25 protein-coding genes are annotated in these 25,282 nt (G+C 57.7%); 16 read left to right on the top strand and 9 right to left on the bottom strand.

Annotated features, from left to right (window positions below):
• Positions 1 to 10: 10 nt before the first annotated feature.
• Together RBB44_RS03565 and RBB44_RS03570 are read right to left on the bottom strand one after the other, a co-directional pair.
• Positions 11 to 232 (bottom strand): DUF2093 domain-containing protein, encoded by a 222-nt coding sequence (locus RBB44_RS03565; protein ID WP_040452894.1) that lies wholly within the window; start codon positions 230 to 232, stop codon positions 11 to 13.
• Positions 233 to 338: 106 nt separating this feature from the next.
• The gene (locus tag RBB44_RS03570) at positions 339 to 566 is read right to left on the bottom strand and encodes a hypothetical protein (protein WP_306149902.1); all 228 of its coding nucleotides are present in this window, start codon (positions 564 to 566) and stop codon (positions 339 to 341) included.
• A 506-nt stretch (positions 567 to 1,072) separates the two neighbouring features.
• Here RBB44_RS03570 and tldD point away from each other — a divergent pair.
• The 3 genes from tldD (at position 1,073) to RBB44_RS03585 (ending at position 5,260) form a co-directional block, all read left to right on the top strand.
• On the top strand, positions 1,073 to 2,497 hold the full coding sequence (gene tldD, locus RBB44_RS03575; protein ID WP_133948363.1) for a metalloprotease TldD: 1,425 nt from the start codon (positions 1,073 to 1,075) through the stop codon (positions 2,495 to 2,497).
• Positions 2,498 to 2,653: 156 nt separating this feature from the next.
• On the top strand, positions 2,654 to 3,283 hold the full coding sequence (locus RBB44_RS03580; RefSeq protein WP_306149903.1) for a glutathione S-transferase family protein: 630 nt from the start codon (positions 2,654 to 2,656) through the stop codon (positions 3,281 to 3,283).
• 186 nt (positions 3,284 to 3,469) lie between these two features.
• The gene (locus RBB44_RS03585; RefSeq protein ID WP_306149904.1) at positions 3,470 to 5,260 is read left to right on the top strand and encodes a monovalent cation:proton antiporter-2 (CPA2) family protein; all 1,791 of its coding nucleotides are present in this window, start codon (positions 3,470 to 3,472) and stop codon (positions 5,258 to 5,260) included.
• A gap of 48 nt (positions 5,261 to 5,308) precedes the next feature.
• On the opposite strand, the gene RBB44_RS03590 is transcribed toward RBB44_RS03585, so the two are convergent.
• Positions 5,309 to 5,953, bottom strand: coding sequence for an invasion associated locus B family protein (locus RBB44_RS03590; protein ID WP_306149975.1), 645 nt, complete (start codon positions 5,951 to 5,953; stop codon positions 5,309 to 5,311).
• Positions 5,954 to 6,396: 443 nt separating this feature from the next.
• On the opposite strand from RBB44_RS03590, the gene coxB reads away from it, so the two are divergent.
• From coxB to RBB44_RS03630, 8 genes are all read left to right on the top strand, one after another.
• On the top strand, positions 6,397 to 7,299 hold the full coding sequence (coxB, locus tag RBB44_RS03595) for a cytochrome c oxidase subunit II (protein WP_306149976.1): 903 nt from the start codon (positions 6,397 to 6,399) through the stop codon (positions 7,297 to 7,299).
• A 79-nt stretch (positions 7,300 to 7,378) separates the two neighbouring features.
• Positions 7,379 to 8,974, top strand: a complete 1,596-nt coding sequence (ctaD, locus tag RBB44_RS03600; protein ID WP_133948357.1) for a cytochrome c oxidase subunit I — start codon at positions 7,379 to 7,381, stop codon at positions 8,972 to 8,974.
• A gap of 150 nt (positions 8,975 to 9,124) precedes the next feature.
• Positions 9,125 to 10,060, top strand: a complete 936-nt coding sequence (locus tag RBB44_RS03605; RefSeq protein WP_133948355.1) for a heme o synthase — start codon at positions 9,125 to 9,127, stop codon at positions 10,058 to 10,060.
• Positions 10,061 to 10,065: 5 nt separating this feature from the next.
• Positions 10,066 to 10,227, top strand: coding sequence for a hypothetical protein (locus RBB44_RS03610; protein WP_166672681.1), 162 nt, complete (start codon positions 10,066 to 10,068; stop codon positions 10,225 to 10,227).
• A gap of 11 nt (positions 10,228 to 10,238) precedes the next feature.
• The gene (locus RBB44_RS03615) at positions 10,239 to 10,844 is read left to right on the top strand and encodes a cytochrome c oxidase assembly protein (protein WP_306149905.1); all 606 of its coding nucleotides are present in this window, start codon (positions 10,239 to 10,241) and stop codon (positions 10,842 to 10,844) included.
• A 48-nt stretch (positions 10,845 to 10,892) separates the two neighbouring features.
• Positions 10,893 to 11,753 (top strand): cytochrome c oxidase subunit 3, encoded by an 861-nt coding sequence (locus tag RBB44_RS03620; protein ID WP_133948349.1) that lies wholly within the window; start codon positions 10,893 to 10,895, stop codon positions 11,751 to 11,753.
• An 89-nt stretch (positions 11,754 to 11,842) separates the two neighbouring features.
• Positions 11,843 to 12,247 carry a DUF983 domain-containing protein gene (locus RBB44_RS03625; protein WP_306149906.1) on the top strand — a complete coding sequence of 135 codons (405 nt, stop codon included), beginning with the start codon at positions 11,843 to 11,845 and terminating at the stop codon, positions 12,245 to 12,247.
• A 15-nt stretch (positions 12,248 to 12,262) separates the two neighbouring features.
• Complete coding sequence (locus RBB44_RS03630; RefSeq protein WP_306149907.1) at positions 12,263 to 13,027, top strand: SURF1 family protein; 765 nt, start codon at positions 12,263 to 12,265, stop codon at positions 13,025 to 13,027.
• On the opposite strand, the gene RBB44_RS03635 is transcribed toward RBB44_RS03630, so the two are convergent.
• Both RBB44_RS03635 and RBB44_RS03640 read right to left on the bottom strand, forming a co-directional pair.
• Positions 13,024 to 13,506: a peroxiredoxin gene (locus RBB44_RS03635; RefSeq protein ID WP_209172686.1), complete on the bottom strand. Its 483-nt coding sequence runs from the start codon at positions 13,504 to 13,506 to the stop codon at positions 13,024 to 13,026. The two genes, RBB44_RS03630 and RBB44_RS03635, sit on opposite strands and share 4 nt — an antisense overlap.
• Positions 13,507 to 13,618: 112 nt before the next feature.
• Complete coding sequence (locus RBB44_RS03640; RefSeq protein WP_306149908.1) at positions 13,619 to 14,443, bottom strand: protein-disulfide reductase DsbD domain-containing protein; 825 nt, start codon at positions 14,441 to 14,443, stop codon at positions 13,619 to 13,621.
• A gap of 173 nt (positions 14,444 to 14,616) precedes the next feature.
• Between RBB44_RS03640 and RBB44_RS03645 the strand changes: the two genes are divergently transcribed.
• From RBB44_RS03645 to RBB44_RS03665, 5 genes are all read left to right on the top strand, one after another.
• Entirely contained in the window at positions 14,617 to 15,213 is a 597-nt protein-coding gene (locus tag RBB44_RS03645; protein ID WP_209172690.1) for a YqgE/AlgH family protein, read from the top strand.
• A 202-nt stretch (positions 15,214 to 15,415) separates the two neighbouring features.
• On the top strand, positions 15,416 to 16,822 hold the full coding sequence (gene thrC, locus RBB44_RS03650; RefSeq protein ID WP_306149909.1) for a threonine synthase: 1,407 nt from the start codon (positions 15,416 to 15,418) through the stop codon (positions 16,820 to 16,822).
• 4 nt (positions 16,823 to 16,826) lie between these two features.
• The gene (locus RBB44_RS03655; protein WP_306149910.1) at positions 16,827 to 18,116 is read left to right on the top strand and encodes a pitrilysin family protein; all 1,290 of its coding nucleotides are present in this window, start codon (positions 16,827 to 16,829) and stop codon (positions 18,114 to 18,116) included.
• 16 nt (positions 18,117 to 18,132) lie between these two features.
• Positions 18,133 to 18,771: a GNAT family N-acetyltransferase gene (locus tag RBB44_RS03660; protein WP_133948333.1), complete on the top strand. Its 639-nt coding sequence runs from the start codon at positions 18,133 to 18,135 to the stop codon at positions 18,769 to 18,771.
• Between the two features lie 97 nt (positions 18,772 to 18,868).
• Positions 18,869 to 21,715, top strand: a complete 2,847-nt coding sequence (locus RBB44_RS03665) for an EAL domain-containing protein (RefSeq protein ID WP_371932319.1) — start codon at positions 18,869 to 18,871, stop codon at positions 21,713 to 21,715.
• 13 nt (positions 21,716 to 21,728) lie between these two features.
• Here RBB44_RS03665 and RBB44_RS03670 read toward each other — a convergent pair whose 3' ends face one another.
• From RBB44_RS03670 to ispH, 4 genes are read right to left on the bottom strand one after another with little or no spacing between them, the layout of a single operon-like run.
• On the bottom strand, positions 21,729 to 22,655 hold the full coding sequence (locus RBB44_RS03670; protein WP_306149912.1) for a diacylglycerol kinase family protein: 927 nt from the start codon (positions 22,653 to 22,655) through the stop codon (positions 21,729 to 21,731).
• Positions 22,656 to 22,691: 36 nt separating this feature from the next.
• Positions 22,692 to 23,144, bottom strand: coding sequence for a ribonuclease HI (gene rnhA / locus RBB44_RS03675; RefSeq protein ID WP_306149913.1), 453 nt, complete (start codon positions 23,142 to 23,144; stop codon positions 22,692 to 22,694).
• Positions 23,141 to 24,106 (bottom strand): homoserine kinase, encoded by a 966-nt coding sequence (gene thrB / locus RBB44_RS03680; protein WP_209172717.1) that lies wholly within the window; start codon positions 24,104 to 24,106, stop codon positions 23,141 to 23,143. Before thrB ends, rnhA begins: the two co-directional genes overlap by 4 nt.
• A 5-nt stretch (positions 24,107 to 24,111) precedes the next feature.
• Positions 24,112 to 25,113: a 4-hydroxy-3-methylbut-2-enyl diphosphate reductase gene (gene ispH, locus RBB44_RS03685; protein WP_306149977.1), complete on the bottom strand. Its 1,002-nt coding sequence runs from the start codon at positions 25,111 to 25,113 to the stop codon at positions 24,112 to 24,114.
• Positions 25,114 to 25,282: the final 169 nt, after the last annotated feature.

Raw genomic sequence — 25,282 nt, forward strand, 5'->3', positions numbered from 1 at the left:
ACAAAACGGTTTAGTTCTTACCCTGCGTTTCCAGGTAGCGTTTCATAGACGCGTGGGCATCGACATAGGGCTCTTGCAGTTCGACCGACCAGTATTTCAGCTCATCCAGTGGGATCGCGGTGCCCGTCACGGCGCAGCGCACGAAGGTTCCCGGAGTCTCAACCTGATAATCTCCATCGAGATACCGGATGCGGGCTTCGCTCGGGATGCGCGGATTTTCGTAGCGGTTCATGGTGGCCTGATGCTTTTGTTCCGGACGTTTAGCGTCCTCATGGGCCTCTTTATGGCACATTGGGCGGGTTCGGCAAGTCCGGTCCGGTTTGCAAAGGCGATGTCACCTAGAAAATTGGCGCTGTGCGGGCATCCGGCGCGATCGTGTAACGGCACCTAGACATGACAACGGTCTCGTCTGGAAGATCGTCCCGGGCCCGGTCCATTTCCGGTTCACGGGCCATCTGACAGGCGTCCATATCCTCCCAATACTCTCGGGAGGCGGACAGGTCCTCGCAGATCAACAGATTAGGCTGACACGCGACCAGGTGAAGGGCGATCAAAACGCCGTTCATGACCTTTCAGATCCTGTCTTCCGATCAGGTGCTTGGATTTTTAATAAACAGACGCGGACCACGTTAGCGGCAGTTTCAGATGAAAGGGGTGGACCAGAGACAGGCCCGGTCTTGGCCAAGGCCTCGGCAAGCCGCGGATGCAAGCCATCTCCACGGGCTGCGGCAAAGGAGTTGAATGCAATTAAGCTGGACGGCAGCCGCCGTCCGGTCTTATCAGTCATGGCGCAAGCCTCTTTGCTGCGGGGAGGCCGCAGTCGATTTTTCAGGATTTTGGAGGTCTGGCTTGGGTCTTCGGAAGATGCCCAGCTGGATCGGCGGGAGGAAATCGTCCGCACTTAAATATGAGTGTTATATTCATATTAAAATGATGCCAAGTGGATTTCTGCGCTTTTGGGGTGATTTGCCCCGCCAAATCCCTATGTTGTTGTCAAGAAGACATACATGCCGCCCGGTTTTCAGCTCTGTCTGGTATCTGGCAGCGGCACTGGATCAACAAGGAAACTCTGATGGCTCTGTCCAGTTCTGATCTGATTGAAACATCCGGCCTGGGTTTGGAAACAGCCAGACGCATCACCAAGGAAGCGCTTGCCAATGCCGATGATGGCGAGCTGTTTGTTGAATACCGCCAGACCGAAGGCCTCGTTTTTGACAACGGCCGGCTGAAAGGCGCCAACTACGACACGGCGCAAGGCTTCGGTTTGCGGGCGGTGGCTGGAGAAGCGGCCGGGTATGCCCATGCAGGGGACATCTCTGAGGCGGCGTTGAAACGCGCGGCCGATGCGGTGAGTGCTGTGTCGAAAGGCTACTCCGGGACCTACGCCGCTGCTCCGGCGCGCACCAATCTGTCGCTCTACACCGACGCCAATCCATTGGGCGGCCCAAGCTTTGAAGACAAGGTCAAGCTTCTTCAGGAGATCGATGCCTATGCACGGGCAAAGGACCCGCGTGTGCGTCAGGTTTCCGCATCGCTTGCCGGGTCATGGCAAGTGGTCGAGATCCTGCGTGCTGACGGGCATCTTGTGCGGGATGTCCGCCCGATGGTGCGCCTCAGCATTTCCGTCGTTGCGGGCAATGATGACCGCCAGGAAAGCGGCTCTTACGGGTGCGGCGGCCGGGAAGGGTTCGAGCGGTTCATCACAACAGAGAATTGGCAGGGCGGTGTCGACGAAGCGTTGCGCCAGGCGCTGGTCAACCTTGACGCCATTCCGGCACCTGCAGGTGAGATGGATGTTGTCCTTGGACCAGGCTGGCCGGGCATTTTACTGCACGAAGCCGTAGGTCACGGCTTGGAAGGCGACTTCAACCGCAAGAAAACCTCGGCCTTTGCGGGCCTGATGGGTGAGCGGGTGGCGTCACCTGGCGTGACGATTGTCGATGACGGAACGATCCCGGATCGCCGCGGATCCCTGTCGGTCGATGATGAAGGCACGCCAGCTGCCCGGACGACGCTCATCGAGGACGGTATCCTGACCGGTTACATGCAGGACCGCCAGAATGCCCGATTGATGGGAATGGAGCCGACCGGCAACGGCCGCAGACAGTCCTACGCCCACATCCCGATGCCGCGTATGACCAATACGGTCATGATGAACGGTGACAAGGATCCGGAAGAAATTCTCGCTTCCGTAAAGGACGGAATATACGCGGTCGCCTTCGGCGGCGGTCAGGTCGACATCACGTCCGGAAAGTTCGTTTTCTCCTGCACGGAGGCCTACAAGGTCGAAAACGGCAAGGTTGGCGCGCCGGTCAAGGGTGCCATGCTGATCGGCAACGGTCCGGATGCCCTGACACGCGTCGAGATGATTGGCAATGACATGGAGCTTGACCCTGGCATGGGCACGTGTGGCAAGCAGGGGCAGGGCGTTCCGGTCGGTGTCGGCCAGCCCTCCATGCGCATCAATGCCATGACAGTGGGTGGCACTGCGGTTTAAGCATCGATAACTTCGATCTGAACAACTTAAGACGGGTCTTCAGTAAAGCACTGAAGGCCCTTTTTGTTTTGCAATCGCCGGCGCATCGCAGTAGCAACAAACCCTCTCCTGTGCTGGCAGCTCTGCCGGCCGTTTTCGATTTAGGGTGATAGCGAAATGGCGTCAGACATAATCGTCTGGGGACGGATCAACTCGTCCAATGTGCGCAAGGTTCTGTGGTGTCTGGAGGAACTCGGCCTGGACTACGAGCAGATCGATGCCGGTGGGGCCTTTGGCGTTGTCGATACGCCTGACTATCGCGCGCTGAATCCGAATGGCCGGATTCCCTGCCTGCAAGACGGGGAGTTCACCATTTTTGAATCCAACGCGATCTGCCGCTATCTGGCAAAAACCTATGGCACTGCGCCGTTCCTCTCAGAAGATCCGAGGGAATGGGCGCTGGCGGATCAGTGGATGGATTGGACCACGTTTTCGTTCGGGATGCCGTTCAGAGATCTCTTCTGGAATCTGGTCCGAACGGCTCCGGAAGACAGGGACAAAGCAGCCATCACGCATGGTATCGAGCATTGTTCCGCTCAGTTCGCCGTTGTCGATACACTGTTGAAAGACCAGCCTTATTTGTCCGGTCACGCGTGCGGGGTCGGCGATATCCCGCTTGGAAGCCTTGCTTTTGCCTGGTTCAATATGGATTTTGAGCGCCCCGATCAGCCGTATCTTGCGGCCTGGTACAAACGACTGACCGAACGTCCGGCCTACCAGAAGGGTGTCATGAGCCCGCTCACCTGACCGCTAGTCTGCGAGCAGGAAATGGTCGGATGATTTCTTGGCGGCACGGTATTGCTTTAGACGCTGTCTGCATTGGCCTATCTCAATGTTTCTTTCTGACAAATCGCTAACATGTTTAGGAATCTTTCGAGATTTCCGCCGTTTAATTGGGTAAGATGAAACACCAGGCCGGGGGCCGGAGAGAGCATGGCTGCAGAAAGTGCGCCTCCCTTATTTGCTGAAGCGATAATATTTCTGTCGGCGACCGTTGTGGCGGTGCCGATCGCGAAGCGTCTCGGCCTCGGTTCGGTGGTGGGCTATCTGGCGGCCGGCGCTGCAATCGGGCCGCATGGTCTTCAGCTCTTGGGCTCTGGCGAGGACGTGCTGCACGTTGCCGAGCTTGGCGTCGTCCTGCTGTTGTTTGTCATTGGCCTTGAACTGGATCCCCAAAAACTCTGGCGCATGAAGCGTGACATTTTCGGCCTCGGCACGGCGCAGGTGATGTTGACCGGCGTCTGCCTCTTCGGCTTTGCGCAACTCGCCGGCATGGGCCAATCAGCGGCCCTCGTCGCGGGCTTCGGCTTGGCGCTGTCCTCAACGGCCTTTGCTCTGCAGATCTTGCAGGAGCGCGGGCAGCTTTCATCAGAATATGGTCAGCGAGCTTTTGGCATCTTGCTGTTGCAGGACATTGCCATCGTCCCGCTCTTGGCCATGGTTGCTATTTTGGCACCCGGAGAGGGCCCGTCAACGACGGTGGAAATTGTACAGGAAGTGCTGCTCGTTTTGTCTGCGGTGGCAGCGGTGATTCTGACCGGGCGATACCTGATTTCACCGGTCTTCTTGCTGCTCGCCGCGACGCGAGCCCGCGAGGTCATGCTGTCCGCGGCCCTGTTGGTCGCGCTCGGCAGCGCCGGGATCATGCACACAGTCGGCCTGTCGATGGCGCTGGGCGCGTTTTTGGCCGGCGTGCTTCTTGCTGAATCGAGTTTCCGTCACACACTGGAAGCCGATATCGAACCCTTCCGATCGCTCCTTATGGGCCTTTTCTTCGTGGCCGTCGGTATGTCGCTCGACTTCTCACTCGTTATGGCAAATTGGGCCTACATCGCGGGCGGAGTGTGCGTGGTCATGGTGGTTAAGGGGCTTTTCTTGTGGGGGCTGTCACGGGGGACCGGATCCGGCAACTCCGATGCCATGCGGATCGCCGTGACCCTGCCGCAGGGCGGTGAATTTGCGTTTGTCCTTTTCACCGCGGCCGTTGTGAATTCGATCTTCGACTATGAGACCGCCAATCTGTTGAATGCGATTGTCATTCTGACAATGCTTTTAACCCCGGTGGCCTGTCTGGGGTTGGATGTTCTGGCCACGCGCGCCAAAGCGCGCGGTGTTGAAAACCCGTCCATTGAAACATTCGATGAGGCAACGCCAACGGTACTTGTCGTCGGTTTCGGCCGGTTCGGCATGGTCGTTGCGCAAATCCTTACCTCGGAAGGCCTTGAGATCACCGCGATCGACAACCGGCCGGACCGGATCGCCTACGCCCGGAAGCTAGGCTACAGGGTCTATTATGGCGATGCTACGCGCGCAGATGTCCTGGAGGCAGCAGGCGCTGGCGATGCGGCGCTTGTCGCCATGTGCATTGAAAACGACAAGGTAATGGCGCAGTCGATCGAGATGATCCGCGAGGATTTCCCCAAAGCGCTCATCTTCTGCCGCGCGACGGATCGGGCGCATGCCATGGACCTCACCAAACAGGGCGTCGACTTCCAGATCCGTGAAACGTTCGAATCGAGTGTGGTGTTTGGTAGGGCTGCACTGGAGGCTCTGGGAACGCCGCTCGATCGGATTGATCAGATTGAGGAAGACGTGCGGTATCGCGATGAACAGCGCCTGGCTGAGCAATTGTCTGGTGGCATGTATGCCGGTTCGGACAAACTGCACCGGGTGACCCCGCGCAAGGCGGCCGAGGCGACCAACCCGGACGCTGCTGCAGAATAAAAAAGGCGCCTGATGAGGGCGCCTTTTCGATCACAGATCAAGTCTGCATTAGGGCAGGGCGTCAAAGCCTGCAGAGAACCCGTTCAAGGAGATCGGAATACCGATCCCTTCTTCGGGTGTCTGGAAAATAATGAAGGTTGCTTGGGAACCGGACTTTAGTTGGTTCAGCAGCTCGTCTTCCAGAATCACTTCCGCAATACAGCCGTTCGGCAAGCAGCGGACGAAACCCGCCCGTCCGATGTCGTTGCCGTCAACCTTCAGGCCGAGGCCGGAGGGGAGCAACACGCCGAGCGGTGCCAAAACCCGCAAGATGCGGGCCTGCTTGTCGGCCGTCCGCAAAATGATGACCGACAAACCAACGTTCTCACGATCGGCAGCGGTCACGTTCTGGATCAGCGCACATTGCTCACTGGCGGCGCCTGGGGGCGTGTCACAGCGCATTTGCCAATCGCCATGATTGGCGCGGATTTCGCCTTGGGCGCTCGCCGGTTGCAGGCTGTGCGCAAATGCGGTCAGGCCGATCGCGGCGGCGGCCGCCAGTTTCGGCAGGGTGGAGAGAAGCGAGCGGCTACGGCGCTGCTGCGGCAACTGGGTCGACAAGAATTCCTCCAGTCGTTCGTGGTCAGATCCGCACAGCGCACGTTTTAAAATGTGCTGACCGCAGCGAATCAGGAGTGTTTTCCGGCCAGACATTGCCGCATGAATGCGGACGATTCCAGTCACCGCCGGTGCAAAGCTCTTGGATAGCCGGTTTTTTTGTCGAAAATCCGCCTGTCCTTGATCTCTCTCAATTGGAAAAAAATCCGAGCTACTTGTGAAATCGCGCAAATTTCGTTGCAGCGCACGGCGTCTTGTGGTTTTTGTGCGGCCAAAAGGGGCCGATGAAAAGATGCGGCAGATCGCCGCCCTAGCCGATTGGTAGCATCGCTCTTTAACCGTGGATGTGGTTATATCCGGCAATCCTTTAGAAGGACGGCCGGGTCTGGAACCGGCAGTTTAAGCTTGCGGAGTTCCGGCAAGCCTATTACTGCGGCACTTAGGTATTCGACCGGGCAGGGTCCGGAAATTTGCATGCGCCGCCATCTGGGCGGCTGAGGGAAGGGAGCGCGGACGTGAAGGCAGTCTTCAAGCGTCTCATGAATTTGGTCACGATGGCGACCGCATTCGCCGGTGTTTCAACAACGGCATTGGCAGCAGAGCCTGGGTTCAACAACTGGCAGCTCGGGTTTCAGGCTTCAACCAGCGATGTGATGGACGACATCACCTGGTTCAACAACTTCACTCTCATCATCATCACGGTCATCACGCTGTTTGTTCTGGCGCTGCTGATCTACTGCGTCGTGAAGTTCAGCGCCAAAAACAATCCGGTACCGTCGCGCACGTCGCACAACACGACGATCGAGATCGTCTGGACCGTTGTGCCGATCCTGATCCTCGTCATCATCGCGATCCCATCTTTCCGTCTGCTGTACAAGCAGCTGGAAATCCCGGAATACGACATGACGGTCAAGGCGATCGGTTATCAGTGGTACTGGGGATACGAGTACACCGACGAAAACATGGGCGAGCTCTATTTCGACTCGATCATGGTCCAGGACGCAGACCGTCAGGCCGTCGCAGATGCGCGCGGCGTGTCCATCGACGAAGTGCCGCGCTTGCTCGCAGTCGACTACGATCTGGTTATCCCTGTTGACACGACTGTGCGCCTTCAGGTCACCTCTGAAGATGTCATCCACGCATTCGCAATGCCGACATGGGGCGTCAAAATCGACGCGATCCCGGGCCGCTTGAACGAGACCTGGTTCCATGCCCGCGAAGAAGGCGTCTACTACGGTCAGTGTTCCGAGCTTTGCGGCAAGGACCATGCCTTCATGCCGATCGCAGTCCGTGTGGTCTCTGCGGATCAGTTCCAGCAGTGGGCGTCTGCAGCGCAAGACGACCTGGACGTTGCCAACGAGCAGCTTATGGCCTCCATCGCGGAAGCCAAGAAACTCGCCGCACAGGGCGACCTGGACGAAATTTCCGTCGCCGCGAAATAACGCGGCGGCGAGCCAATTTGGCGATTGCGCGCGATTTGACACGCAGCGCCGCTGAAAACGACTAAAGAGGGAGCCCAAAATGGCTGCGACCGAAGCACATGCGGCACATGACCATCCTTACGGATGGCGCCGCTGGGTCTATTCGACCAACCACAAAGACATCGGCCTGATGTATTTGTACTTTGCGATTTTCGCTGGGATTATCGGCGGCGCTCTGTCCGTCGGTATCCGGATGGAATTGCAAGAGCCGGGCATGCAGATCTTTGCAAATGCTCATACCTTCAACGTGTTCACCACGTCTCACGGTCTGATCATGATCTTCTTCATGGTCATGCCGGCCATGATTGGTGGGTATGCTAACTACTTCGTGCCGATCATGATCGGTGCACCGGACATGGCGTTCCCGCGGATGAACAACATCTCCTTCTGGCTGCTTCCGCCGGCTTTCCTTCTGCTGATCCTCTCGCTCTTCGTTGAAGGTCCTCCGGGAGCCAACGGTGTTGGTGGTGGTTGGACGATCTATCCGCCGCTGTCCACATCCGGTCAGCCGGGCCCGGCAATGGATCTCGCGATCCTGTCACTGCACATCGCAGGTGCCTCTTCGATCCTGGGTGCGATCAACTTTATCACGACCATCTTCAACATGCGCGCGCCGGGCATGACCCTGCACAAGATGCCGCTGTTTGCTTGGTCCGTTCTGATCACAGCCTTCTTGCTGTTGCTGTCCCTGCCGGTTCTGGCGGGTGCCATCACCATGCTTCTGACCGACCGTAACTTCGGCACCACGTTCTTCGATGCTGCAGGCGGCGGTGACCCGGTTCTGTTCCAGCACTTGTTCTGGTTCTTCGGCCACCCGGAAGTGTACATCCTGATCTTGCCGGGCTTCGGCATCATCAGCCACATCATTTCCACGTTCTCCCGTAAGCCGATTTTCGGTTACCTGGGCATGGCCTACGCCATGGTTGCGATCGGTGTTGTCGGCTTCATCGTGTGGGCCCACCACATGTACACCGTCGGCATGTCCGTTGAGACGCAGGCGTACTTCGTAGCAGCGACCATGGTGATCGCGGTTCCGACCGGGGTTAAGATCTTCTCCTGGATTGCGACAATGTGGGGCGGTTCCATCGAGTTCAAAACCCCGATGGTCTGGGCAATCGGCTTCATCTTCCTGTTCACCGTCGGTGGTGTGACAGGCGTGCAGCTGGCGAACGCTGGTCTCGACCGTGCGTTCCACGACACCTACTACGTTGTGGCTCACTTCCACTACGTTCTGTCGCTGGGCGCCGTGTTCGCGATCTTTGCGGCCTGGTACTACTGGTTCCCGAAGATGTTCGGTTACATGTACAACGAGACGATCGGGAAGGCTCACTTCTGGATCACCTTCATTGGCGTGAACCTGATCTTCTTCCCGCAGCACTTCCTGGGCTTGAACGGCATGCCGCGCCGCTATGCCGACTACCCGGATGCGCTGGCTGGCTGGAACTTCGTATCCTCCATCGGATCGTATATCTCGGCCTTTGCTGTGCTGGTGTTCATTTACGGTATCGTGGAAGCCTTCTCCAAGAAGCGCGTTGCCGGCAACAGCCCGTGGGGTGAAGGTGCAACGACCCTGGAGTGGACCCTGTCTTCTCCGCCACCGTTCCACCAGTTCGAGACCCTGCCGCGGATCAAGTAATTCCGCGGCCGGAAGGTCTGCCCTTCCGCTCTGAACTTACGCACCGCGCCGGACACCGGCGCGGTGCGCTCTTGAAAACAACCTGTCCGGAACCGGGCCCTGAGTTGGGCACCCAATCCGGCAGAAGATAAAGAATTAAGGGACGCGCCCATGTCGCTCGCAGAGCGCCAGGATTTGATGGATCAAAGCAGCACCGTTTGGAACGGTGGCGAAGGGTCAGTGAGCGACTACGTGGCGCTCCTGAAACCGCGCGTGATGTCTTTGGTGATCTTCACCGCTTTTGTCGGCATGATGCTGGCACCAGGCTCCATTCATCCTGTCCTCGGCGCCGTGGCGATCCTCTGCATTGCCATTGGCGCAGGCGCATCCGGTGCCTTGAACATGTGGTATGACGCGGACATCGACGAAGTGATGTCGCGCACCGCAAAACGGCCGATCCCGGCAGGAAAGATCACACCAGAAGAAGCGTTCGCATTCGGCATCACACTGTCGATCGGCTCCGTCCTAACGCTCGGACTGCTGGTGAATTGGTTCGCCGGCGCATTCCTGGCATTCACGATCGCATTCTACGTTGTCATATACACGATGTGGCTGAAGCGCTCGACACCGCAGAACATTGTTATCGGCGGTGCGGCTGGTGCATTCCCTCCGATGGTGGGTTGGGCATCCGTGACAGGTGGCGTCAGCTTGGAAAGCTTCGTTCTCTTCCTGATCATCTTCATGTGGACCCCGCCGCACTTTTGGGCTTTGGCGCTGTTCAAAAAAGGTGACTACGAAACGGCCGGTGTTCCCATGCTGCCGGTGGTCGCCGGTGAAACCAACACCCGCCACCAGATTCTGATTTACTCCATCCTGCTCGCACCGATTGGCGTGGCACCATACTTCATGGGTTATGCCAGCCTGTTTTACGGTGTTGCGTCCGGTCTTCTTGGATTGGCCTTCGTTGCGATGGCTGCCGACATCTGGCGCAAGCGGGAAGGCGACGTTGCGCGCAAAGCCTGCCTTCGTCTCTTCAAGTTCTCGATCTTTTATCTGTTCATGCTGTTTGCACTTCTTCTCGGCGAAAGCCTGGTAGCGGGGATTTGACGGATATGGACAACAACGAACAGGGAATTGTTCTCACCGACGAGCAGAAAAAGAAGCGCCGCTCCCGATCGATCGCGATCGCGGTTGTGCTGGCTGCTCTTGTCTTGCTGTTCTACCTGGTGACGATTGTTAAGCTGGGGCCTGACATCATGAACCGTCCGTTGTAACGAGAGGTAAGATGACCGAAGTCAACGATCAGAACAACCTGTCCCGCAGCAATCGCAAGGTCGCGTTTGCTTGCCTGGGTATGTTCAGTTTTATGATCGCTGCTGCCTACGCAGCCGTCCCGCTTTATGATCTTTTCTGCCGGGTCACCGGCTTCGGCGGCACGACACAGGTTGCGGAACAGGAAAGCGAAATGGTGATCGATCGCGTGATCACTGTTCGATTTGACGGCAACGTCAATCACGCGCTTCCCTGGGACTTCAAACCTGCCCAACGCTCAGTTACCCTGAAAATGGGCGAAACCGCGCAGTTGCCGTACATTGCGGCAAATGTCAGCGATGGGCGGACCGTTGGCACGTCCACGTTTAACGTCACACCGACGTCGGCGGGCGTCTACTTCAATAAACTGGACTGTTTCTGCTTCACCGAGCAGGCGCTGGACCCTGGCGAGTCAGTCGAAATGCCGGTCGTCTTTTTTGTCGACCCGGAGATGGACAAGGATCCCATGCTTGAGCATGTGAAGGAAATCACTTTGTCCTATACCTTCTTCCCGGTAGAACAACCGGAACAACCTGTTGCGGCGCGGGCAGATTCGCCTGCGGCTGAAACGAACTTGTAAGAAACTGGCGCTTTGCGCCCGTACAGAATGTGTTTGGGGAGCTTGCCAATGGCTGGTGCACATACCAAGAACCACGATTACCACCTGGTCGAACCCAGTCCGTGGCCGTTTATGGCGTCCGTTGGCGCTTTCATTCTCGCACTCGGCTCGATTGCCTGGATGCGCTACGCCTCCGGCAACTCCTTCGAACTCTTTGGCCTGGAGTTGTCCGCTGCAAAGTGGATGTTGTTCGCAGTTGGCTTGCTGATTGTTCTTTATGTGATGTTCGCATGGTGGCGTGACACCATCAAGGAAGCGCATGAAGGCCATCATACGCGAGTTGTGTCGCTGCACTTGCGTTACGGCATGATACTGTTCATTGCGTCTGAAGTGATGTTCTTTGTTGCCTGGTTCTGGGCCTACTTCGATGCGGCCCTGTTTGCTGGCGAAGCAATCAACTTTGCGCGCGCTGAAGCAACGGGCGGTGTCTGGCCACCGGAAGGCATCGAAACCTTTGATCCGTGGCACTTGCCGCTGCTCAACACGCTGATCCTGCTTGCGTCCGGCACCACCGTTACCTGGGCACACCATGCGCTGCTGCACGATGACCGTGAAGGCCTGAAGTGGGGTCTGACGCTGACCGTTCTGCTCGGTGTTCTCTTCACCATCTGCCAGATCTACGAGTACACCCACGCAGCCTTTGGGTTCAGCGGCAACATCTACGGCGCAACGTTCTACATGGCGACGGGCTTCCATGGCTTCCACGTCGTCGTAGGAACTATCTTCCTCGCGGTTTGCCTGTTCCGTGCCCTTGCTGGCCACTTCACTAAAGAGCAGCACTTCGGTTTCGAAGCAGCAGCCTGGTACTGGCATTTCGTTGACGTTGTCTGGCTGTTCCTGTTTGTCGCCATCTACATCTGGGGCGAATAAGCCGGAAGACGTTCTCAACGAACACTAGAAAAACAAGCGCCCGGCGGATCATCCGACCGGGCGTTTTTCAAATCCGGCCCCGGAGCCAAATGATGGAAGACAAGGCACATTTCCCACCGGTCAACCCGGTCACCGCCGGACTATCAGGCGCATGCCCGCGCTGCGGCCAGGGAAAATTGTTCGACGGGTTCTTGAGCGTGAAAGGGTCGTGCTCCACCTGCGGGCTCGATTACAGTTTTGCCGACAGCGGGGACGGGCCAGCCGTCTTTGTCATCATGATTGTCGGGTTCATTGTCGTCGGCCTGGTGCTCTTTGTTGAATTGTCATTCCAACCTCCCGTTTGGCTCCATCTGATCCTTTGGCTGCCCCTGACCGTAGTTCTTGCGGGTGGCATTTTGCGCCCCTTAAAAGGCTTGATGATTGCCGTGCAATACCGGCATAAGGCGGAAGAAGGCCGTCTGGACAACGACGGCGATCAAACTGACCAGTTGTAAGAAAGAAACTTGCCAATGGGCCGCGCCCGTAAACTCATCATTCCTGCCGTTGCTGCTTTGATTGGATTGGCGATCCTGTTGAATCTTGGTTTCTGGCAAGTTCGGCGGTTGGCGGAAAAAGAAACGCTGATAGAACAAGTTGAAACCGGTTTGAAATCGGCCCCGGTGGCCGCGCCCGGCATAGCCGATTGGGAGGGGCTCGGTGATGAGGACGATTACCGCCGGGTCTCGGTCACGGGCCGTTTCCTGGACCAAAACGTTTTCTATTACATTTCGCTCACCGATCCGGTCGGCACGTATGGCGGGCCGGGCGAACTCGTCTACAGTCCATTCGAAACGGCAGAGGGATGGAGGGTCTTGATCAACCGGGGTTTTTTGCCCGATGGCGTTCCGGACGATATCAAGCGCGAAGCTCTCACTCCGCCACCAGGAGACCTGACGCTGGTTGGACTATTGCGACTGAGTGAGACGCCTGTCTGGACCACGCCGGCGCCGGACCTGAATGCAAAACTCTGGTTTGCCCGCGACACAGATGCCATGGCGGAAGCAATGAACGTCAGCGGAAACCTTGCGCCCTACAGCATCGACCTGGAAGCCGTGCATACGCCGGACGGTGGTTTACCTCAGGCCGGTGAGACCCTTGTGCGTTTCAAGAACGATCATCTGGGATATGCGCTGACATGGTTTGGTCTTGCAGCAACCCTCATTGGGGTTTTCCTGGCTTACGCGGCCGCCGTATTGTGGCCGCGTAAGCAGGAGCATTTAGCGAACGTGGATTAAAGCGCTTCCAGGATTGCTGCGGCGCCAGTCTTGGTCGCATCGCCCGGGCTGTCTTCGACGGCGATGAAGCTGACTTCACCGTCTTTTGCAATCAGAGCAAACCGTTGAGACCGCAGGTGCCCAAAGATCGGTGCCGGGCCAAGGCCGAGACCGGCTGCTTCGACAAACTCTGCCCCGGTGTCAGCGAGAAAAGTGATCGCATTGGCATTGGAGGCTTTCTGCCACGCGTCCATGACAAACACGTCGTTGACGGAAACGACAGCGATCGCGTCGACACCTTTGGATTTCAGTGTATCGGCATGCTCGACAAAGCCGGGCAGGTGGTTCATGTGGCACGTCGGCGTGAAGGCACCTGGAACACCAAACAGGACAACTGTTTTGCCGGACGTCAGGTCTGCTGTTGAAATTTCACCAGGACCATCGGAAGTCATGGTCTTGAATGTTGCATCCGGCAGCTTGTCGCCCACCTTGAGTGTCATGTCTAAATCCCCTTGTTAAAAAACCGCTGCCATTTATTCCGCAGCCCGCTGGAGAGATAGGGCTTCCAGAGCAGACCGTCGAGGGAGAGCCGAGAAATCTTTGCGAAAGAAGTTAGTTCAACCAATCCGGTTGGATCGGTGCGAGGTGTTCCAGCGCGTTTTCGCCGTCGGACAAAACCAAGCGCAGGCTCGTATCGGAAGCGGTTGTTTTCAGGCCCTTTGTCGACAAGTGCCAAACGGGATTACCTGTTTCACCTTCGGCCAGTTTCGGCAGAGCGATGTAAGAGCCTTCAGGCCCCGCCGCAAACAGATCCAGAGTGCCCACTGATCCGGTTTCAGCTTCAATTCTCAAACGCTTTCCATCGCTTTCAACAAGCGTGACAGAGACAATATTCAGTCCGCCAGTTGGGGCGATGCCGGGGACGGCCTGTAAATCGCGTTTGATCAGTTTTGCTGAAAGGCTGTCCGGGCGGGCATCCGGGTCAAGTTGAAGGGACAAAGTGGCTTCGCCCGGCACGCAAATGTCCTTGCAAACGCCAAAAAACAGCTCCAGCGAAATCTGCGCAGGCTTGGAGGTATCTTCCGGCGAGATCTTTAGCGGCAGGATAATGCCGTCGTGGTAGACGATGGAGTCTGAGAACCCATCACTGTATCGCTCCGGAACCGGGTAGAGAACTTCTTTGTCCTGTATGTTGGACGTGTTCGTCCAGGTGATTTGCGGCGGTATGCCAGCTTCGCCCGGATAGCGCCAATAGGTGTGCCAGCCTGGTTCCAGTTGAAACTCCAGTCCCGCCCAGTAAGTGCCGTTTTCAGGTGGTCCCGCCGTGATCAGTCGAACAGCACCACCTTTGACGGTGACCCATTCACTGGCCGCAGCAAAAGCTGCGGTTGGGAGTGTGATTGCCAGAAAAAGGATGAGTGCGAAAGCTGATTTCATGGACTTACAGCTACACCAAAGCAGAAGGCGCGTCAGCATCGCACAACGCTCGAATGGTCATATCCTCGTGACGCGATTGTGAGCATGCGACTCAATCAGTCATTAACATGAAGTCCTATTGGGGCTATGCTGAGGAATGAAGGCGGTGGGCGTTGAACAGTAACGAGGTGCGTATGTCCGAAATCGGAGCAGCAGACACCCTGGAGGGTCAATTCCTGATCGCTATGCCCAGCATGGCGGACAGCCGCTTCGAGCATTCGGTCATCTATGTGTGCTCTCACTCCGAACAAGGCGCAATGGGCCTGATCGTCAATCAAGTGGCAAAACATCTGTCTCTTGAAGAGTTGCTGATCCAACTGGACATCGTGAATGACGACGATGCGATCCGCTTGCCACCTCAGGTGCGGGGCATGAGCGTCCATAAGGGCGGACCGGTTGAGGTTGAGCGAGGCTTCGTCCTGCACAGCGATGATTTTCAACTCAATCAATCGACCCTTGCGATCGACAACGGGATCTGCCTGACAGCGACGCTGGAGATTTTGAGAGCCTTGGCCGAAGGCACCGGGCCGCGGCAGGCGATGTTGGCGCTTGGTTATGCTGGCTGGGCCCCCGGTCAGCTGGAAAATGAAATCCAGTCAAATGGGTGGCTAACTGCCCCGGCGGATCGGGACATCCTGTTTGATGCGAATTCGGAACAAAAATGGCACCGGGCCCTCGGCAGTCTCGGGATTGATCCAGCCATGTTGTTTTCAGACGCCGGACACGCCTGAGGCGTCACCGGTCAGCAGGATTGCCGGAAATCGGACACTTTTTACCGACCTGTGGCTTGCGTCCGATTAGGATGGCGCGTAAGTCGCTAGACTGGCTTGCTTTGTTCCAAAGTTGACAAAATTCGGGTAGGGTTGAGGCTTACGGTCGGTGAAGGGCTCTAATGCCTCTAACCCGGCTGGAAACACTAGAGGAAGTGACGCGGTGAAATACAGCAGTACGCGCGGTGATGCACCTGTATTGGAGTTTTCGGACGTTTTGCTCCAGGGACTTGCCCGCGATGGCGGTCTTTATCTTCCAGAAACATGGCCGCAGTTCGATGCTGAGACCATCGCTTCTTTCGCTGGAAAATCCTATGAGGATGTCGCGTTTGCGGTGATTAGCCCGTTTGTTGACGGGGCCATCCCGGATGCGGACCTGAAGTCGATGATCGCGGAATCCTATTCCGGGTTCCGGCACCCGGCGGTCACGCCCTTGGTTCAGACGGGCTCCAACACATTTATCCTTGAGCTTTTCCATGGTCCGACCTTGGCGTTCAAGGATGTCGCCATGCAGCTGCTTGGCCGGATGATGGATTACGTGCTGACGCAGCGGGGCTTGCGCGCAACCATCGTCGGGGCAACCTCGGGTGACACCGGCGGGGCGGCCATCGAAGCCTTCCGCGGCCGGGATCGGACGGACATTTTCATCCTTTTCCCGGATGGCCGGGTTTCAAATGTTCAACGCCGTCAGATGACAACGCCGACTGAAGCGAACGTGCACGCCTTGGCCTTGACCGGCAACTTTGATGATTGCCAGGCGATCGTCAAAGGCATGTTCAACCATTTCAATTTCCGCGACCGCGTGGCCCTGTCCGGGGTCAACTCCATCAACTGGGCGCGCATTTTGGCTCAGATCGTCTACTACTTCGTGGCTGGTGCCGCACTGGGCGCACCGCATCGTAAAGTGTCCTTCACCGTTCCGACCGGCAACTTCGGGGACATCTTCGCCGGTTATGCGGCCATGAAAATGGGCCTGCCGGTCGACAAGCTGGTGGTGGCAACCAACGTCAACGACATCCTGGCCCGCACGCTTGAAACCGGCCGGTATGAGAAAAAGGGTGTTCACCCGACGATTTCTCCGTCGATGGACATCCAGGTGTCGTCCAACTTTGAGCGTCTGCTCTCAGAGGTGCACGGACGAGATGGTGATGTAGTACGCCGGATGATGAACCAGCTGAACCAGTCCGGCAGCTTTACGATCGAAGACGGGCCTCTCGCTGAGATGCGTCAGCATTTCGCCGCCGGCCGGTGTGATGAAGAGGCAACCTCGGCAACCATTGCTGAACTCTGGGAAGAGGCGGGTTATCTGCTTGATCCACACACGGCAATCGGCGTGCATGTTGCCAAAGCGCACTCGAGCGGTGAAACGCCGATGGTTGTCTTGGGCACCGCCCATCCGGCCAAGTTCCCGGATGCTGTCGAAGCAGCAAGCGGTGTCCGTCCGGATCTTCCGGAAAATCTGAAAGACATGATGTTTGCCGAGGAGCGCCAGCAGGTTCTGGCGGCCGAGCAGGGCGCGGTCGAACAATATATTGAAAAACACGCCCGTGCCGTGGGGGCAGGGGTGTAACTGAATGAAAGTAGAAACAACAGTTCTCGAAAATGGCCTAACCGTCGTCACCGACCAAATGCCGCACCTGAAGACGGCAGCACTTGGTGTGTGGGTCCGCACCGGATCACGAGCGGAAAACGCGGATCAAAACGGCATTACGCATCTTCTTGAACACATGGCGTTCAAGGGAACGAAGAGCCGGTCGGCACGCGGAATTGCGGAAGAAATCGAGGCTGTTGGCGGCGAACTGAACGCGTCTACGAGCATTGAACACACAAACTACTATGCGCGGATCCTGGCGGAAGACCTTCCGCTTGCCGTCGATATATTGGCGGACATTCTGCAGAACTCGACCTTTGAGGCCGAAGAGCTCGTGCGCGAGCAACACGTGATCCTGCAGGAGATCGGTGCATCCAACGATGCTCCTGAAGACCAGGCATTTGATTTGTTCCAGGCGACAGCTTGGCCGGAACAGGCAATTGGCCGTCCGATCCTGGGCACACCGGAAACCGTGCAAGGCTTCGGCCGCGACAGTCTCAACGACTATTTGACAAGCCGCTACCGGGCACCGGACATGGTGCTGTCGGCTGCCGGCGCGGTGGACCATGATGAGCTTGTTTCACTCGCGCGCCAAAAGTTTGGCGCCATCAACAGCGAACCGGCCGCCCCGGATCCTGATGCCCGCTATTCAGGTGGTGAGAAGCTGCTCAACAAGGACCTGATGGAAGCGCAGGTCCTGATCGGCTTTGAGGGCCGCCCGTACAAGGCCAAAGACTACTACGCCATCCAGATTCTGGCGTCCGTGCTGGGCGGGGGCATGTCGTCGCGCTTGTTCCAGGAAATTCGTGAAAAGCATGGCCTGTGCTACGCGATTTACAGCTTCCACTGGGCGTTTTCCGACACGGGGCTGTTCGGTATTCACGCCGCAACGAGTCACGAGGATCTCGGCGCCCTGATGCCGATGATTGCAGATGAGCTGGTGTCTGCCGCCCATACGATCACCGAGGACGAAGTCGCGCGCTCCCGGGCGCAGATCCGTGCCGGTTTGATGATGGCTCTGGAGAGCCCGGCGGCCCGGGCCGGTCAGATAGCCCGCCAGATCCTGGTGCATGGCCGGGTTCTGGCGCCAGATGAGATCTCGGCCAAGATTGAGGCTGTCACCGCAGCAGACATTCGCGAGGCAGCTTACAACACCTTCGTTGGCACAACGCCGACACTGACGGCAATCGGTCCGATCAACGGCATCATGACTGCCGATGAGCTGGCGGCGCGGCTTCAGCAGGCGCCGGTCCGGCAGGCTGCATCAATGTAATAGGGCGAGGACCGGCATGTCTCTCCTTCGCCCAGGTCCACCTCCCGACGCCGAGCTTCTTATAGAAGCCGGCGCGCATTATCTGCGCCCCCCGATCATGAGCGACTTCAAGGCCTGGTGCTTGCTTCGCAGCGATAGCCGGGCCTTTTTGACGCCTTGGGAACCGTTGTGGCCGTCTGATGATCTGTCCAAATCCGGTTTCCGGCGCCGCCTGCGCCGCTATGCGCGCGATCGCAAGGAAGGGCGCAGCCTGACATTCCTCCTTTTCAACGCGCGCAATGACGACTTGCTGGGTGGACTGACGCTCAGCAACATCCGGCGCGGGGTCAGCCAGTCGGCAACGCTTGGCTACTGGATGGGGGAGCGTCACGCGGGCAAAGGGCACATGTCGGCGGCTGTCGCCATGTTCTTGCCGTTTTGTTTCGACGTTCTGAACCTTCATCGTATTGAGGCTGCCTGCATTCCAACCAACACACCGTCCATCCGTCTTTTGGAAAAGGCGGGGTTCAACCGGGAAGGATATGCGCGTAACTATCTGTTAATAAACGGAACTTGGCAGGACCATCTTTTGCTCTCCTGTTTAGCGGAAGACCACGCGGCGCGTCCGGATGCGGTGTCGCCGCTCGTCGAAGGAATTTTGAAAGACTTCTTGTGACATGTGCTCCAAACCGGTAGTTCTTCGCCCCATGTCGATTTCTGTGCCGGTCCATATTTTCAATCTGATCCGAAGCGCCATTTTAGTGGCTGCCGCAATGATGCTTATCGTTGCGCCGCAGGCCGCCCGTGCGCTCGAGCCGATTTCGGTGCCCTTGGATATTGAGGCGCTGGACATCACCAACGCGATTGACATGCACAGGGACGCCGGAACCCGTTTGCAGGTGTCAACCGCGCCGGGTGCGGACGGAATTGTTCGGCGGATCGAAGTCCCATCGCGCAGCGGGGAAAACACCAACTGGGCTGTCTTCGCACTTGCCAACACCAGTGATGAACAGGTCGACCGCCTGATCGTTGCCCCGAACTACAAGTTTGTGGGGTCCGATCTGTTCTGGCCGGATCTCGGATCCTCACGGATTGCCAGCATTACCCCGAGCCAGGGGATCGCGCCGTCTCGCCAGAAAAGCCTCGAAGCCGATGTCTTCCTGGTCACTTTGGACCCTGGTTCTGTCGTCACCTTCGTGGCTGAACTGACAACGCCGAATTTGCCGGAAATCCGGGTTTGGGAACCGGATGTCTACAAGGAAACGGTCAACGCCTATTCGTTGTATCGCGGCATCATTCTTGGCATCTCGGGCCTGCTCGCCCTCTTCCTGACGATCTTGTTCGTGGTCAAGGGCACAGTCATGTTCCCGGCGACGGCGGCTTTGGCATGGTCGGTCCTCGCTTATCTCTGTATTGATTTCGGCTTCTGGGGCATGGTCTTCAAGCTGGAAGGCGGTAGTAGCCAGCTGGCCCGGGCCTCTGCGGAAGTCATGCTGGCCGCCAGCCTGATCATCTTTCTCTATGCCTATTTGAACCTGAACCGCTGGAACATTCACTATTCCCATCTGGCACTGACGACCCTGATCCTTCTATTGGGGCTGCTTGGTGTTGCGGTTTGGGACCCGTCAATTGCAGCCGGTATTGCCCGTCTGTCTCTGGGTATCATCGGCATCCTGGGGTTCGTCACAATCGCTGTGCTGGCGTATCAACACTATGATCGGGCGATCCTGTTGATCCCGACCTGGTGTTTGCTGATTGCCTGGCTGATTGGTGCGGCCATGACGGTGACAGGCCGTCTGTCGAACGACATCGTCCAGCCGGCGCTGGGTGGTGGACTGGTTCTGATTGTTCTGCTGATCGGTTTCACGGTGATGCAGCATGCTTTTGCTGGTGGCGCAATCGCCCAAGGGCTCATCTCTGATGTGGAGCGCAAGGCGCTGGCACTCACCGGTGCTGGAGACATCATCTGGGATTGGGACATCGACCGTGACAAGATCTATACGGGCAACGAAGTCGAAGATCTCTTGAATCTCAAGCACGGCACCTTGGAAGGGCCTGCGCGGGATTGGCTGGAGATCTTGCATCCGCAAGACAGGGACAGGTTCCGGGCAACGCTCGACGCGGTGATTGATCAGCGGCGCGGCAAGATCCAGCAGACATTTCGTCTGCGCTCTGAGGACGGTCACTTCCGGTGGTTCCGCCTGCGCGCCCGGCCAATAGTGGGCGCCGATGGCGAAGTCATCCGCTGCGTCGGCACGATGCTCGATGTCACCGAAGAGCGTACCGCCGAAGAACGCCTGTTGCACGATGCGGTCCACGACAATCTGACTGGCCTTCCAAACCGGGAATTGTTCGTTGACCGTTTGCACACCAGCGTGGTGCGGGCTCAGGCGGAAGAGACAACCAAGCCGACCGTGCTTGTCATCAATCTGGACCGCTTCAAGCAGGTCAATGACAGCATTGGCCTGTCCGCCGGCGACAGCATTTTGTTGACCGTCGCACGGCGGTTGGGCCGCCTCATCGGCCAGCAGGACACGTTGGGACGCTTGTCCAGCGACCAGTACGGACTTGTGCTCCTGTCAGAGAATGAGCCGGACCGGATCGTTGCCTTGGCCGATGCGTTGCGCAAGGCCGTGCGCGCGCCCATCACATTCAGCGACCGCGAAATCTTCCTGACCTGCTCTGTTGGCATTTCCTTCTTTGAAGGCGGCAAGCAGGCGGTTGAGGACATGCTGACCAACGCCGAAATCGCTTTGAATCACGCCAAGCGCCTTGGGGGTGACCGCCAGGAAGTATACCGGCCGATCCTGCGTCCCCTCGGCAAGAACATTGTCGACCTGGAAGCAGACCTGCGCGAAGCCATTAAAAAGGAGACGCTTGGTGTCTTCTTCCAACCGATCATTCGACTGGAAGACCAGGCGATTGCCGGATTTGAGGTGCTGGCGCGCTGGAACCATCCGAAGCGCGGCAAGATTTCACCAGCCGAGTTTATTCCAATTGCCGAGCAATCGGGTCTGATCAACGATCTTGGCATGTACATGCTCGACAAGGGCGCCAGTCAGCTGGCGTTCTGGCAGCGCGAATTTCCGATGCCGCGGCCTTTGTTTGCGTCCGTGAACCTGTCATCCCGGCAGCTTTTGAAGCAGGACCTGATCAATGATGTGAAGGCGATCCTGTCCCGGAACTCGCTGGAGGTCGGGACGCTGAAGCTGGAGCTGACGGAATCGCTCGTCATGTCCAACCCGGAGTATTCGGCAAAGGTTCTGGAGCGGTTGCGCAGCCTGGGTGCCGGCTTGTCCCTGGACGATTTTGGTACGGGCCATTCATCGCTGTCCTATCTGCAGCGGTTCCCGTTCGACACGATCAAGATTGATCAGGCCTTCGTCAAACCCGATGGGTCTGCCGCGCGTCCGGTGCTGTTGCGCACGATCGTCGCCATGGGTCACGACCTCGGCATGTCTGTGGTCGCCGAGGGCGCGGAGAGCGAAAACGACGCGCTGGAGCTGTTCCAACTTGGCTGCCAATACGCACAAGGGTTCTATTTCGGCGAGGCCGTATCAGCTGCGGAGGCGACCAAGATGCTGCGGAAAATGCCGATGGCAGAAGCCGCTTCGGCATAAACAGCCTCAGCCGTTAGGGAACAAGAATCGGAACCGAATTTGCCGCGGCCTGAATGTGCAGTGGCGTGACCGCGAACGGATCACCATCCACTTGCGCGGCGACCGGTCCCGGACTGGAAATAACCGCCTTCTGAAAGGCTTGAACAGTTGCGCCCTTGGCTTTGGAGATCCGGCCCAGCATCAACGCGATGCTGTAACGGATCGAGGACCAGGGGTCGTCGCGTTCCAATATCAGGATATGCAAACCAGGATCTGTCGCACCGCCTGGGCAGATGACAAACGGGCCGCCGTAATGCCGGGCATTGCTGGCAACGGCAAAGCGCCCGTCAACCGGCGCAGCGCCATCTAGGGAGATTGTCAGCGGCGTCGCCTTGCGTGTCAGTCCGATCCGGATCGCGGTGATCACATAGGCAAATTTCTTCAAGCGCCGCTTCAGGTCCAGCGGGACCGCGTGGACGACTTCGGCATCAAATCCGGCCGATGCCATCAGAACAAACGGACGATCATTGGCCAGACCATAGTGCAGCGGTTTGGTGCGCTTGTTCAGGATCATCCGGGCAATCTCTATAGCGCCTTTTGGCAGGCCAAGCTCGAGTGCCAGAACGTTCGCGGTCCCAAAGGGGATGATCGCCAGGTTGGGGACGCGTTTTTTGTGCTGCAGCCCCGTGAGGGCTTCGTTGACCGATCCGTCGCCACCGGCAATGATCAGCGTCTCCGCAGCCAACCCCGGCGCGGCACACACCTCGCCGATCTCACCGGCATGGGTTGTCAAACGCAGATCAACCCGGCAGCCGCCAGCTTCGAGAAGGCCTTTGACATCCTGCAATTTTTGGCTGTTGTAGCCGCCCGATGTCGGGTTGGCCATGATAAGCACGAGGCCAGCCGTCTCCGGGGCCTCAACTCCGGATAAAACCGGAGCGGTCTGCAGCGAATCGATCACCCGAAATCCTTGCTCTTTGGCAGCGACGCTGAGTGCTTAACTGTTTTTCTTGAACGGTTCCATACCGCCGCGCGCCAATTCGTCTGCGCGCTCGTTGTCCGGGTGGCCCGCATGGCCTTTGACCCAGTGCCAGGTGACATCATGGCGTTCGCGGGCTGCGTCCAAAGCCTGCCACAAATCCGCATTCTTGACGGGCTTGTTCGCGGCCGTCTTCCAGTTCTTCCGCTTCCAGCCGTACATCCACTCGCTGATACCGCTGCGCACATATGTGCTGTCGGTATAAAGATCGACGGCACAGGGGCGTTTTAGGGCGTTCAGCGCTTCGATCGCCGCTGTCAGTTCCATGCGGTTGTTGGTGGTCTCGGCCTCGCCACCATTCAGTTCACGCTCATGTTCGCCGAAGCGCATGATAACACCCCAGCCGCCTGGGCCGGGATTTCCGGAGCAGGCACCATCCGTGTAGATCGTCACGCGATTTTCCTGGCTCATCCTTCAAGCCCGTATGCGTTGGCGCTGTCGACGGTTTGGTGGAACCGCAGTTTTTTCAGGTATTCCATCGGGTCCTTCGGGGTGACAAGCGCGCCTTCAGGAACACTCAGCCAATCATAAAGACGTGTCAGCAGGAAGCGCAGCGCAGCTCCGCGGCAAAGCACGGGCAATGCGTCAAACTCGGCAGCCGTTAGCGGACGCACGGATGTGTATCCTTTGAGCATGGCTTTGGCCTTGGTGACATTGAACGCCAGATCCTGCTCAAAACACCATGCGTTGAGGCAGATGGCGATGTCGTAGGCGAGGGCGTCATTGCACGCGAAATAAAAGTCGATAAGGCCGGACAGGCGGTCGTTCAGGAAGAACACGTTGTCCGTGAACAGATCGGCATGGATAACGCCGGCTGGGAGATCCTTCGGCCAGTTCTTCTCAAGGAAGTCCAGCTCGGTGGTGATCTCTGCGCCCAGTCCCGGATGGACGGTGTCACAGCGGTCTTGGCTTTGTTCAAACAGCGGCCGCCAACCGTTCAGGTCCAGTGCATTCTTGCGGGTCAGTTCATAATCGGCCCCTGCCAAGTGCATGGCAGCCATGGCCTTGCCGAGTTCCTCGCAATGTTCCGGACGCGGCCGCTTGACCGACATGCCTTGAAGAAATGTGACGAGGGCTGCGGGCCGTCCAGCAAGTGTGCCGAGCAGCTCTCCGTCTCGCGAGGCGACCGGAGTGGGGCAGGAGAGGCCCTTGCCGGCCAAGTGTTCCTTGAGTTTCAAAAAGAAAGGCAGGTCGTCAGGGTTCACCCGCTTTTCATAGAGGGTGAGGATGAAATAGGCCGTGTCAGTCTGAACGAGATAGTTGCTGTTTTCAACGCCTTCAGCGATGCCCTTGTAGGACAGAAGCTGCCCGACATCATACTGTGCGATGAAGGCGTTCAGCTCTTCATCGCTGACTTCCGTATAAACGGCCATTCTTGTTATCCGGTGGCTTTTTCAGTTTGGGCGGGCATATCCCGCAACTCGCGCGGCAGGTTGAAGGCGATGGTCTCTTCGGCCGTCCGCACGATCTCGACCGTGACGTCGAAACGCGCGTCAAACGCGCTAATGATCTCTTCAACCAGTGTTTCAGGCGCAGAGGCTCCGGCTGTCAAGCCAAGGCTGGTAACGCCCTCAAAATCTGCCCAGTTGATCTCATCAGCCCGTTGTAAAAGGACCGCAACCCGGCAGCCTTCCCGCTCGGCGACTTCCCGCAGTCTTTGCGAGTTTGATGAATTGGGCGCGCCTACCACAATCATGGCCTCAACGCCCGGGGCCACATGTTTCACCGCTTCCTGGCGATTGGTGGTGGCGTAGCAGATGTCTTCCTTGTGCGGGGCGACGATGTCCGGAAACCGGTCCTGAAGGACGGAGACAATCCCTGCGGTATCATCAACGGACAACGTGGTCTGCGTGATGTAGGCGAGGGGACGGTCGCTGCTTTCGCGTTCAAACCGCCGTGCGTCGTCCTCGGTCTCGATCAGGGTGACCGTGCCTTCCGGGAGCTGTCCCATCGTGCCGATCACTTCCGGGTGCCCGGCGTGGCCAATCAGGAGAATGTCGCGCTCACGCCGGAAATGGATCTCCGCTTCCTTGTGCACTTTGGAAACCAGCGGACAGGTCGCGTCCAGGTAAAACATGTTGCGTTGCTGGGCATCGGCAGGCACGGATTTCGGCACGCCGTGAGCAGAAAAGATCACGGGGCGTTCGGCGTGCTCCGCCGGGATCTCATCCAGTTCTTCAACAAAGACCGCGCCTTTGGCTTTCAACCCGTCCACGACATATTTGTTGTGCACGATCTCATGGCGAACATAAACGGGCTGGCCATATTTCTGAAGGGCCAGTTCGACAATCTGAATTGCCCGGTCAACACCTGCGCAAAACCCGCGCGGGGCGCACAGTTTGATCTCCAGAGAGGGTTTGTTTGTCGCGGTCTGTGTCATGGTGCTCATTTAAAAGCCTGCTTTGGCGCAATAAGGGCTTGTGACGCTGTTCTGTCAACCCGGTTGGCGTGCTTTCTGATATAGGGGCAGGGTCAACAAATACCCACCGCCATCTCGCCAAGTGGCCGGTCAACTGCTATGAAGCTGCGCCAAATACATAGTTTTCAAC

The sequence above is a fragment of the Roseibium sp. MMSF_3247 genome, from assembly GCF_030733765.1.
Classification (GTDB): domain Bacteria; phylum Pseudomonadota; class Alphaproteobacteria; order Rhizobiales; family Stappiaceae; genus Roseibium.